The organism is Algoriphagus persicinus (assembly GCF_035156415.1).
GTDB lineage: Bacteria > Bacteroidota > Bacteroidia > Cytophagales > Cyclobacteriaceae > Algoriphagus > Algoriphagus persicinus.
Genome location: NZ_JAYEEY010000007.1, coordinates 173,056 through 183,184 on the forward strand (window position 1 = coordinate 173,056; position 10,129 = coordinate 183,184).

At 41.1% G+C, this 10,129-nt stretch carries 10 protein-coding genes, 1 tRNA gene and 2 pseudogenes; 7 read left to right on the forward strand and 6 right to left on the reverse strand.

Annotation, left to right across the window (positions count from 1 at the left end; genetic code table 11):
- Nucleotide 1: 1 nt before the first annotated feature.
- Complete coding sequence (locus U3A58_RS07745) at nucleotides 2-979, forward strand: YpdA family putative bacillithiol disulfide reductase (protein WP_323822838.1); 978 nt, start codon at nucleotides 2-4, stop codon at nucleotides 977-979.
- 84 nt (nucleotides 980-1,063) lie between these two features.
- On the opposite strand, the gene U3A58_RS07750 is transcribed toward U3A58_RS07745, so the two are convergent.
- The 6 genes and pseudogenes from U3A58_RS07750 to U3A58_RS21790 form a co-directional block, all read right to left on the reverse strand.
- Complete coding sequence (locus tag U3A58_RS07750) at nucleotides 1,064-2,995, reverse strand: CHU_0125 family OmpA-like outer membrane integrity protein (protein ID WP_323822839.1); 1,932 nt, start codon at nucleotides 2,993-2,995, stop codon at nucleotides 1,064-1,066.
- A gap of 18 nt (nucleotides 2,996-3,013) precedes the next feature.
- Nucleotides 3,014-3,142 carry a hypothetical protein gene (locus U3A58_RS07755; RefSeq protein WP_323822840.1) on the reverse strand — a complete coding sequence of 43 codons (129 nt, stop codon included), beginning with the start codon at nucleotides 3,140-3,142 and terminating at the stop codon, nucleotides 3,014-3,016.
- Between the two features lie 40 nt (nucleotides 3,143-3,182).
- Nucleotides 3,183-3,650, reverse strand: a complete 468-nt coding sequence (locus tag U3A58_RS07760; protein WP_323822841.1) for a hypothetical protein — start codon at nucleotides 3,648-3,650, stop codon at nucleotides 3,183-3,185.
- A 102-nt stretch (nucleotides 3,651-3,752) separates the two neighbouring features.
- Entirely contained in the window at nucleotides 3,753-4,544 is a 792-nt protein-coding gene (locus U3A58_RS07765) for a (Fe-S)-binding protein (protein ID WP_323822842.1), read from the reverse strand.
- A 167-nt stretch (nucleotides 4,545-4,711) separates the two neighbouring features.
- Nucleotides 4,712-5,329: pseudogene (locus U3A58_RS21785) on the reverse strand (4Fe-4S dicluster domain-containing protein); the annotation flags it as partial.
- 110 nt (nucleotides 5,330-5,439) lie between these two features.
- Nucleotides 5,440-6,162, reverse strand: a pseudogene (locus U3A58_RS21790) (Fe-S oxidoreductase); the annotation flags it as partial.
- Between the two features lie 103 nt (nucleotides 6,163-6,265).
- Between U3A58_RS21790 and U3A58_RS07775 the strand changes: the two are divergent.
- The 6 genes from U3A58_RS07775 to U3A58_RS07800 all read left to right on the forward strand — a co-directional run bounded on the left by U3A58_RS07775 (nucleotide 6,266) and on the right by U3A58_RS07800 (nucleotide 9,948).
- Nucleotides 6,266-6,341: transfer RNA gene (locus U3A58_RS07775), tRNA-Phe, on the forward strand.
- 396 nt (nucleotides 6,342-6,737) lie between these two features.
- On the forward strand, nucleotides 6,738-7,229 hold the full coding sequence (locus U3A58_RS07780) for an RNA polymerase sigma factor (RefSeq protein WP_323822843.1): 492 nt from the start codon (nucleotides 6,738-6,740) through the stop codon (nucleotides 7,227-7,229).
- Entirely contained in the window at nucleotides 7,226-7,654 is a 429-nt protein-coding gene (locus U3A58_RS07785; protein ID WP_323822844.1) for a hypothetical protein, read from the forward strand. The genes U3A58_RS07780 and U3A58_RS07785 overlap by 4 nt, the downstream gene beginning before the upstream one ends.
- A 3-nt stretch (nucleotides 7,655-7,657) precedes the next feature.
- The gene (locus U3A58_RS07790) at nucleotides 7,658-8,203 is read left to right on the forward strand and encodes a DUF4252 domain-containing protein (RefSeq protein ID WP_323822845.1); all 546 of its coding nucleotides are present in this window, start codon (nucleotides 7,658-7,660) and stop codon (nucleotides 8,201-8,203) included.
- Between the two features lie 101 nt (nucleotides 8,204-8,304).
- A complete protein-coding gene (locus U3A58_RS07795) occupies nucleotides 8,305-8,793 on the forward strand; it encodes a DUF4252 domain-containing protein (RefSeq protein WP_323822846.1) in 489 nt (162 codons plus the stop codon).
- Between the two features lie 588 nt (nucleotides 8,794-9,381).
- Nucleotides 9,382-9,948 (forward strand): hypothetical protein, encoded by a 567-nt coding sequence (locus U3A58_RS07800; protein ID WP_323822847.1) that lies wholly within the window; start codon nucleotides 9,382-9,384, stop codon nucleotides 9,946-9,948.
- The last annotated feature ends 181 nt before the right edge of the window (nucleotides 9,949-10,129 follow it).

Here is a 10,129-nt window from a genome sequence, read left to right on the forward strand (position 1 = left end):
AATGACGAAGATATACGAAATGCTGATCATCGGTGGAGGACCCATTGGTCTGGCCTGTGGTATAGAAGCAAAAAAAGCAGGGTTGGACTACGTGATTATTGAAAAAGGGGCGCTCACTAATTCTATTTTTAATTACCCTATCAATATGACTTTTTTCTCTACCTCAGATAGATTAGAGATGGCGGGAATTCCTTTTATGTCCATAGGAAATAAACCCAATCGCACCGAAGCATTGGAATATTACCGCAGGATTTTCTCCCATTTTGATCTCAAAGTCAAGCTATATGAAGCAGTGAAGACATTAGAGAAAAAAGAAGCACTTTTCCAAGTTACCACATCCAAGACGATGTACCTGGCAAAAAATATTGTTATGGCAACGGGCTTTTATGATTTGCCGAATCTGATGAACATTCCTGGCGAGGATTTGCCGAAGGTGCATCACTACTACAAAGAACCTTGGCCATTTATCGACCAAAAAATTGTGGTAGTAGGTGGAGCAAATTCTGCCGTGGATGCTGCTTTGGAGACTTGGCGCAAAGGAGCAGAAGTTAGCATGGTTTTACTCGACGATGAAGTGGATCAGGCTGTGAAATACTGGGTGCGTCCAGACATAGTCAACCGCATCAAAGAGGGGTCTATCAAGGCTTTTACCAAATCAAAACTCAAGGAAATCCGTGAACACGAAGTGGTGATCTCCACTCCTGAGGGAGATGTGACCATTGACAATGACTTCGTACTCGCCATGACAGGATACAAGCCGAACTTCGGGCTATTGAATCAACTGGGCGTAAAACTTAGTGAAGACGAGAAATGCCAACCTCAGTACAATGAGCTAAGTCACGAATCAAATGTGCCTGGAGTTTATCTAGCAGGAGTGGTGTGCGGAGGATTGAATACCCGGGAATTCTTTATCGAAAACAGTGTGGTGCACGCCGAAACAATCGTGCGGGATATTGCTGGAAAACTTAAGGAGCAATAATACTAAAAGAACCTGGGCTACTTTGAAGCTATAACCCAGGTTCTTTAGCAATAATCATATAAGCGAAGATCAGCTTAGCTCATTTTACTCTTTAATTTCAATTACCTTAAACTCAGTTCTTCTGTTAATTTGATGTTCTTCTTCGGTAGATGCATTTTCTATAATCAACTGACTTTCACCGTATCCTTTGGCGACAAGCCTATCTGAAGATATACCCTGAGATACAATGTAATCAACTGCGGATTGGGCTCTTCGCTGAGATAAATTTTGATTGTAAGCATCAGAAGACCTATCATCTGTATGCGAGCTTAGTTCAATTCTGATAGCCGGATTGTCCTTCAATACCTGAACCAATTTATCCAGTTCTACAGCTGCATCGGGCCTGATCTCAGCTTTATCCAAATCGTAATAGATATTCTCAAGCACAATAGAGCGATCCAGCACTAGCTGATCCAATACAATCGTAGTGTCCAAGGTAATATTGGTTACGTCTTCAATAAGTGTGGAGACATCAGGAGTCTTTCCTTTGGTGGTGTAAGGAATGGATTTAGAGAAATAGCCACTCTTAGATGCGATGATTGTAAAGTCAGCGTCAGGAGTCAACGTAAAACGTACTCGCCCATTTGTATTGGAAAAATCACCACCTGCTTGCTTGCTGCTTTCGTCGTATAGGACCACTCTCGCTTGCTCCAGGACTGCATCATCCTCGCCTGCCACGCGTTGCTTCGTAAATACATTGAGAAGAACGTTGATGATTTTTGGTTTAGGAGTTTTGTCCTCAAAGAAATAAATATCATCATCACCTATACCGCCATCACGGTTGGATGAGATGAAACCTGCTTTAGGATATTCTGTGAAGAAAAGGGAAAAATCATCATTTGTGCTATTGAAATTTTCTCCAAGATTTTTGATGACCTGAGCACCAGATTCATTTTTTTCAGCTACAAAAAGGTCTAGCTTTCCATAACTTGGATGCCCGTCAGATGAAAAGAAAAATTTACCATCAGCCGCAGGCCTTGGGAAAAGCTCGTTTCCAGGTGTATTTATATTCGAACCAAGGTTGACAGGATTTCCAAAATCACCATTTGCCAATTTAGTTGCTTTATACAGGTCTATTCCACCAAAACCTCCCGGCCTATTGGAAGAAAAGTATAATTCTTCCCCATTTACTGAAAAAGCAGGCGTAGAATTCCACCAGGTATCGTCTTCATTCACCGGCATCCAAATTGGCTGGGTGAAACCACCTCCTCTGAAGTAAGACACAAAAAGTGCTGTTTCAGGTAGATCTTTCTCTGACGTAGAATTTCCTCGTGCGTAGATGATGGTATTGCCATCTGGACTGATGGCAATGGCGGCCTGATTCAGCCCCTCTTCATTTTTGAATTCAGGAAGAGCCTGAGTTCCACTGACGTCAACGCGGATTCCATCTGCTCTTGCCCGGAATAATTTAGTGTAAGGTGAGCCATCTGCAGGGTAAAGTCCGCTTGCCTGCCGCCCCGAAGTGAAATAAAGAAAGTCTTCATTGACTACAGGAGCATAGTCAGGGCCTGCCGTATTGAGATCTTTGTAGTTGACCAAAACATGATATGGCCAATAATCTTCTATTCCCTGCTTTAGTTTAATTGCCTCTAACTGACGCTGCGTCTCTGCCAAATAGGTTTCATCCTGTGTGTAGCCCTTTGCTTTTTCGAAAGCTTCCTTTGCCTCTTCGTCTTTATCCTGTGCTTTCAAACTCAGGCCTAACCGATAATAACTTTCGAAAGTGGGGTCTTCATCGACCAACTTCTGATAATAAGGAGTGGCATCTTCTATTCTATTTGAAAGCCGATAGCTCTCTGCAATAACCTGATTTGCCTCTATATTTTCAGGATCATCTGTCAAGATCTGCGAAAAAGAATTGATGGCATATTGGTACTGTCCGGAAAGAAATTGCTCATTTCCTTTTTCCTGAAGACTCTTGCATGAGCTTACACCTAAGATGAGTATAGCACAAATCCACAAAAAATGGTTTTTCATATGATTATAATTTGTCTATTAAAGGCCATAACCTGTCCCGTGACGAAGGAAACGGGATAGCCTGTCCTGTCCGCCGCGGCGGATCGGGAGAATCTCGCAGGTTAAAATCATCCCTCTGTGTGTCGCTTGCGTCATGCTCGATTTCATCTGAAAGGGCGATTGATGATCAATGCTGAATATTACTAAATTAATTTGGAAAGTATCTGTTCAGCCAGCTATTCCCTGCCAAAATCCACACACTTTCCAAGTCTTTTTTGCTTTGCACCTGAGGATTGATCACGAGTGTTTGAGAATTGATCTCTCCAGAAGTGACTTTTGATTTGATTCCTAAAGCAGAAGCTACGCTGATTTCACCCGAATCGGATTTAAATGTCACCTTGCCTTGATCCGTGATGTTGTTTTCTATTTCATTTTCCAGCTCTCGCAAAGTCCTCACCGAACTATCAATAGAGCAGCCACTCGCCCCCAAACCTGTCTCATCCACCGCCAATACAACGATATGATTATCTAAGATCTTAAATGATGTTGGCATTCTATTGCCATGCGTATTCCAGCCATCGCAAAAGATGAATAGCCTGTTGGCAATTAAATCTTGTTCCTGCTCAGAAAATTGACGCGTGGCTTGGTAAACCCAAACCCGTGAATCTTCTGACATATCTTTAAACTGAACGTACATAATATATAGTATTACTTAATGCCAAAGAAAAACCCTTTCTACCTAACGGCAAAAAGGGTCAAATTGATTCATACAAAAAACTTAAATCCCCATGTCTTTGGCGATCATTTCAGCCAGATCATAGACCTTCACTTCAGCTTCTTTCTCCTTATTCTTCACTCCATCTGTCATCATGGTAAGGCAGAAAGGACAACCTACAGCAATTGTGCTGGCTCCAGTGGCCAAGGCTTCCTCAGTACGCTCCACGTTTATATCTTTTTTGCCTGGCTCAGGTTCTTTGAACATCTGTGCTCCGCCTGCACCACAACAAAGACCTTTGGTCTTGCAGCGCTTCATCTCCACCAGTTCTACATCCAAGGCATTGATGACATCTCTTGGTGCTTCATACACATTGTTTGCTCTGCCTAGATAACAGGAATCGTGGAAGGTGATTTTCTTTCCTTTAAATTCCCCTCCACCTTTCAGTGCTACTTTACCATCATTGATCAGCTGCTGGAGAAACTGGGAATGGTGAATCACTTCGTAATTGCCGCCCAAAGCTGGGTATTCATTTTTAATGGTATTGAAGCAGTGTGGACAGGCAGTGACTACTTTTTTGATGTTGTATCCATTCATCACCTGGATATTTGCTACTGCTTGCATTTGGAAAAGAAATTCATTCCCGGCACGTCTTGCAGGATCTCCGGTACAGGCTTCTTCGGGGCCAAGGACAGCGAAGCTAACACCCACTGTATTCAGGATTTTCACAAAAGCCTGCGTGACTGCTTTATATCGCTCATCAAATGATCCGGCGCAGCCCACCCAGAACAGGACTTCTGGACTTTCTCCTTTGCCGGCCATCTCGGCCATGGTTGGTACTTTATATGTAGACATGGTGATTAGTTTTTGGTTTATCCGCTATTATGCCAGTAAACTTATTTTCTTTGATTGATAGGCTGAAAGACCGATGACGGATGACCGAAGTACCCTTGACGCTATTTTTTACCATTTCATTGTTACTTTTTCCTCTTACAATTCGTGATCGTGTAATTTTAAATTTTTCAATTTGGAATTTCCTCATCTTTCACTTTCTCTGCCCAATTGAATCGATCAGCGGGGCTGAATTTCCAAGGAGCAAAGCTAGTTTCCATATTTTGGAACATAGCGTTCCACTGCGCTGGTGTCCCGGATTCTTCCATAGCCACATAGCGGCGCATTTCCAGGATGATTGCAAGTGGATCAATATTCACAGGACAAGCTTCCACACAAGCATTACAGCTGGTACAGGCGTTTAACTCTTCCTTAGTGATGTAATCACCCAAAAGTGATTTCCCATCCTCAAGACCTTTGCCGCCTGTGTCCAGGCTCTTACCAACTTCCTCAGCCCGATCACGCACATCCATCATAATCTTGCGCGGAGAAAGCTTTTTCCCTGTCAAGTTTGCAGGACATTCAGCCGTACATCTACCACATTCCGTACAGGAATAGGCATTCATCACATTGATCCAACTCAAATCATTGATGTCTTTGGCACCAAATCTGCCGATTTCAGCCTGAGGATCAGCAGGTGTATCCGTCGGAATTCCAAGCATCATATTCACTTCATTGGTGACTGTAGGCATATTTTCCATTTCTCCTTTAGGCTTCAAATTCGAATACCAGGTATTGGGGAAGGCCAAGAAAATATGTAAGTGCTTAGAGTAGGTCACATAAATAGCGAATGCCAAAATACCGACAATATGAAACCACCATGCTGCTCTCTCCACTAAGATCAAANATTGGGGAAGGCCAAGAAAATATGTAAGTGCTTAGAGTAGGTCACATAAATAGCGAATGCCAAAATACCGACAATATGAAACCACCATGCTGCTCTCTCCACTAAGATCAAAAACTCAGAACTAAAGCTATCAAATAATGGATGAAACAGCCCACTGAAGAACAAGTCTCCCAATACGATGTAATGCCCCACTCCTCTTGAAGCTAGAATCTGATCAGCAGCATTCATTTTCAGGATGGCGATCATTAGCACGATTTCTATTACCAAAATAATATTGGCATCCATGGCTGGCCAGCCCTTCATTTCCGGCTTTGTGAAGCGAGGAACTTTGATCACATTCCGCCTAATGAGGAATATGACACAAGAAAGAAGAACTGCCACGGCAAGAAATTCAAATACATTCATTGCCACCGTATAGATGCTTCCCAATATCGGGGCAAAGAGTCGATGGGTTCCTAAAATACCATCCAGAACAAATTCCAGTACTTCCAGATTGATAACCACGAAACCAACATAAACCATCAGGTGTAGAAATGCCGGGAGCAAACGCTTAAACATTTTCTTTTGTCCAAAAGCCACTAATGCCATTGTCTGCCAACGCTTCTCTGGATGATCATTCCTTTGCTTTGCTTTGCCTAGAAGAATATTTCTGCGCAGAAATCTGATTCGTTTGATCAAAAAGAAGCTAGCAGCGCCCAAAAGGATCAAAAATATAAGTTGTGGTAAAAAGCTCATAATGACGATATTAGCGTGTTTCTTGGGTTTTAGTCTATATTTTTTTCTAAAATGACTTGCTTCAAATACTCAAATATCTACCTTTGCATCACTTTACAAACAAGGTGATATAGCTCAGTTGGTAGAGCATCGGACTGAAAATCCGTGAGTCGGTGGTTCGAGTCCACTTATCACCACCAGCCCTGAAGAAATTCAGGGCTTTTTTTGTGCGTTTTTTCAACCACACAGAGCACAAAGACTTCGCAGAGGGCATAGTCTCATGTTCTGAACAGAAAACCGGAACAGTCACCCCTCTTTTTAACTCATATGTATAACCCCTACTCATTGTTGCATCAATTGCTTTATCATAAGATATTGAGTCATTTTTTGGATGCCTGATAGGCAAATTAAGAAATAGTAGGCATGCCTACTATTTCCATCGCTAATTTAGAAGCAATTTAGTATAGCTAGTCCGTCCAACCAACCTATAAATTATTGAGCTTCTTTAGCTCTCCTTTTTTTGGGTAAGTTTAAAAACTTTTACTTTTTTTCTTCGCAAATGTAACATTCCCCATTTCCATGCATTACCGTATTAAATGAAGTCATTTTTTGAAGCACATATCTGGCCGCAAAGAGGCAGGCTCTACAGGCTGGGTTATCTCTGGGTGAGGGATCGTTCCCTCGCTGAAGATTTGCTTCAGAATGTCTTCGAGAAATCCTTTGCAAGGGAGGATGAGCTGCGGGATCATCCAAATCTTGCTGGCTGGCTGGTCAAAAGTCTAAAAAATGAAGTCTTGGTCCACTTTCGTCAGAACAAGAAGCTGGAATCTCTTGATGGATTGGAAGAATTGAAAATGGAGGAATCTGCTTCGGAGGACACAAAAGACTCGGTGAGACAGGTGATGAATCTTCTGAAGGGGTTGCCTTTGCGACAGCAGGAGATTTTCCACCTGAGAGAAGTGGAAGGATTGAGTTACGAGGAAATAACCGAGCACCTAGATATAAGTCTGGAACAAGTGAAAGTAAACCTTCACCGAGCCAGAAAAAGCATTCGAGAGCGGATGCTCAACCAAAAGTCAACCAAATGATCCAGCGAATAGACGAATTACTCGAAAAGTACTGGGAAGCTGAGAGCAGCCTGGCCGAAGAGCATGAACTTAGGCGTTTACTTCAGAATGCTGAGGGGTATGAGGATGAGAAAGCTTTGTTTTCAAGCTTAAGAGATATCTCTAATGAAGAGCCGAGCTTGAAAATGCCAACTAAAACCGTCCCGATCAGAACCAGAAATTGGATGAGCTGGGCGGCATCAGTGGCAATCCTTGTCGGATCTGCCTGGGGATGGACAGTATATGAGCAAAAGCAAGCTGAACAACAGGCTTACATGGAAGTGATGCAGGCATTTGCGCTCATACAGACAAACCTCTCCAAGGGACAGGAGCAAATGACTCTGATGAATGACTTGAAATACCTGAATACAACCAACCAATTATTTGGCAACCATATAATTAAATAAGCCATGCAAAAATTTCTATTAATTCCGCTTTTGCTATTCGCCATTGTCATAAAGGCGCAAGCTCAGGATGATGCCATTCAGCGCTTTTTCTCCAAATACATGGATGATGATCGCTTTTCTAGGGTATATATCAGCCCGAAGATGATGCAGATGGCTGGAGGTTTTCTGAAAAGCAATGCAGGCACGGATCAGGATTCCGAGGATCTCGGTGTTTTGATTCAGAAGGTGAAGGGCATTCGGATTCTTTCCTCAGACGAGGTTGACGGAATGACTTTCTATAAGGAAGCTATGGGCACACTTACCCGAAATAAATACGAGGACTTGATGGATATACAAGACAAAGAGAGTAGCCTTAAGTTTATGGTTCGTGAAGAAGGAGGCCTCGTCAAAGAACTGATGATGATCTCAGGGGAAAAAGGTGATTTCACTTTACTATCTATGCTGGGCAATTTCACTTATGAAGATTTGAACCTACTTGCTGAGAAGACTGATATCCCGGGGATGGACTTGTACGGAAAAGGAAGTAAGGGGCCAAAAGGAATCAAATAATTAAGTAAAAAGTATCAAGTATTAAGTATTAAGACAGACGAAATACGAGGCACTCAATGATCGAACATAAAAAGCACATAAATCAATACTATTATACTACTATGAAAAAGCTAATTCTAACCTTAACATTAATCGGAGCAGTGATCGCTGTTCAAGCACAGAGCAAAAGCGTCAAAGCGCTTTATGAGAAATATAAAAGTGATGATGACTTCTTCCACATGGAGCTGGGGGGAAATTTTATGAACTTTGCCAATGGCTTCAAAATCGATATCGATAAAAATGATATGGCGACTGTAGCGAAGTCAATTGAAAAACTAAACTTCTTCACTCTGCCCGACCATATAGATGATGCAAGACTAGAATACAAAGCACTACAGAAAGGACTAGAGAAAGAACGGTATGATTTACTCATGGAAGCCTCAGAAGGGAAAAAAGGCGGAGTGATGGTTTACTCCAAAGGAGGCAATACGATTTCGGATTTAGTTGTGCTGGTTGGAGGTGAGGATGGTGATCTGATGGTAGTTGAATTGAAGGGTACATTTGACCAGGAATTAGTGGCAAAAGCAGCCAATTATAAGGGCAGAAATTAAAATGCTTATAAAAACCCCATATATTACGAATTTCACTTTTTGTAGTAATTCTAAATATAGGTTTAGAAAATTGATTCTAGACCTATATTTTTTGTTCTTTTTATAAATACAGGGTAAAAATAGTATAGTAATCTTGACCAAAATGAGTTAATATTATTCAATTTGGATTGAATTAACCTCTACACGAAAATCATTTTAAAAAAAATTAAAATTTTTTTTCACAAAATTTCCATTGGAATTTCTTAGAAATACTCTTAAATAATAGTTATTATATTTTGTATAAATTAAAATATCAGATAAATATTCCGATAAACCCTTAAAAGTCGAAATACAATGACTTACGCTATCGATTGCAGGAGTATTTTATTAATACAATAATATTGAAAGGGGTTTATTACCAAATCATTAACAATTCTCTTTTTATATTGAAGTATTTGCAATTGATGTTTTCCGTTGTACCTTTGAATCATAATAACAAACCAATCGGCTAACCCGATAAAAACTGTAGCCCAAAATACCCCACCCAGAGACGGATCAGCCGTCTGGCGGTTACACAAGATTTAGAACCTATTCAAACCAATTATTAAAATGAAAAAATTATTCACATTGCTTTTTGTAGCGGGGATCGCTGCAGGAGCACTTGCCAAATCAGAAGGTACATCAGTTCTAATTAGAAAAACTGAAACTACTAAGGTAGCAGTATCCTTTAATGAAGCACCACAAGGAACAGTGATTGTAAAAATCACAGATTCTGAAGATCGTCTGATCTTAAGAGACAGAATTAACAAAGATGAAGCTTTTGCTAAAAAGTATGATCTTAAAGCTCTTCCTCAAGGAAGTTACTCTATTGAAGTTACGGACGCTTCTGGCGTATTGAGAACTGCTACTTTCAACAACTTCGTAACAGAGGCTCCAACAGTATACTCTAGAGTTTCTCCAATGGGAGACAACAAATACAGATTGCTTGTAAGCAACCTAGAGGCGAAGGACATCGAAGTAATGATCTACGACGGTGACAAATTGATCCACACTGAGAAAATCGATAATCCTCAAGGACTTCATAAAATCTACGCTATCGAAAGCGTAAGTGAAGCAGGTATCAACTTTAAAGTGAAAACTGCATCAGGATTTGAAGGATACGTAACTAGCCTATAAGCTAAACCAACTTTCTATAAACTAGCCCCGCTTGAGCAATCGAGCGGGGTTTTATTTTTTAACCCGGATTATGCATTAGAATAATTAAAAGGGGGGCTTAGATTCTGAATTTGGGAGAAGATGCCATCCATCCAGGGTCTTTTTTTGACTGGTAAAGAGATTTTCAAGACCTGTTTATTGG

What these genes read in the sequence shown, in the direction of transcription:
- U3A58_RS07745 (WP_323822838.1), top strand. Translation starts at nt 2, where the DNA reads ATGACGAAGATATACGAAATGCTGATCATCGGTGGAGGACCCATTGGT.
- U3A58_RS07750 (WP_323822839.1), bottom strand. Translation starts at nt 2,995, where the DNA reads ATGAAAAACCATTTTTTGTGGATTTGTGCTATACTCATCTTAGGTGTA.
- U3A58_RS07755 (WP_323822840.1), bottom strand. Translation starts at nt 3,142, where the DNA reads ATGAAATCGAGCATGACGCAAGCGACACACAGAGGGATGATTTTAACC.
- U3A58_RS07760 (WP_323822841.1), bottom strand. Translation starts at nt 3,650, where the DNA reads ATGTCAGAAGATTCACGGGTTTGGGTTTACCAAGCCACGCGTCAATTT.
- U3A58_RS07765 (WP_323822842.1), bottom strand. Translation starts at nt 4,544, where the DNA reads ATGTCTACATATAAAGTACCAACCATGGCCGAGATGGCCGGCAAAGGA.
- U3A58_RS07780 (WP_323822843.1), top strand. Translation starts at nt 6,738, where the DNA reads ATGAAGTCATTTTTTGAAGCACATATCTGGCCGCAAAGAGGCAGGCTC.
- U3A58_RS07785 (WP_323822844.1), top strand. Translation starts at nt 7,226, where the DNA reads ATGATCCAGCGAATAGACGAATTACTCGAAAAGTACTGGGAAGCTGAG.
- U3A58_RS07790 (WP_323822845.1), top strand. Translation starts at nt 7,658, where the DNA reads ATGCAAAAATTTCTATTAATTCCGCTTTTGCTATTCGCCATTGTCATA.
- U3A58_RS07795 (WP_323822846.1), top strand. Translation starts at nt 8,305, where the DNA reads ATGAAAAAGCTAATTCTAACCTTAACATTAATCGGAGCAGTGATCGCT.
- U3A58_RS07800 (WP_323822847.1), top strand. Translation starts at nt 9,382, where the DNA reads ATGAAAAAATTATTCACATTGCTTTTTGTAGCGGGGATCGCTGCAGGA.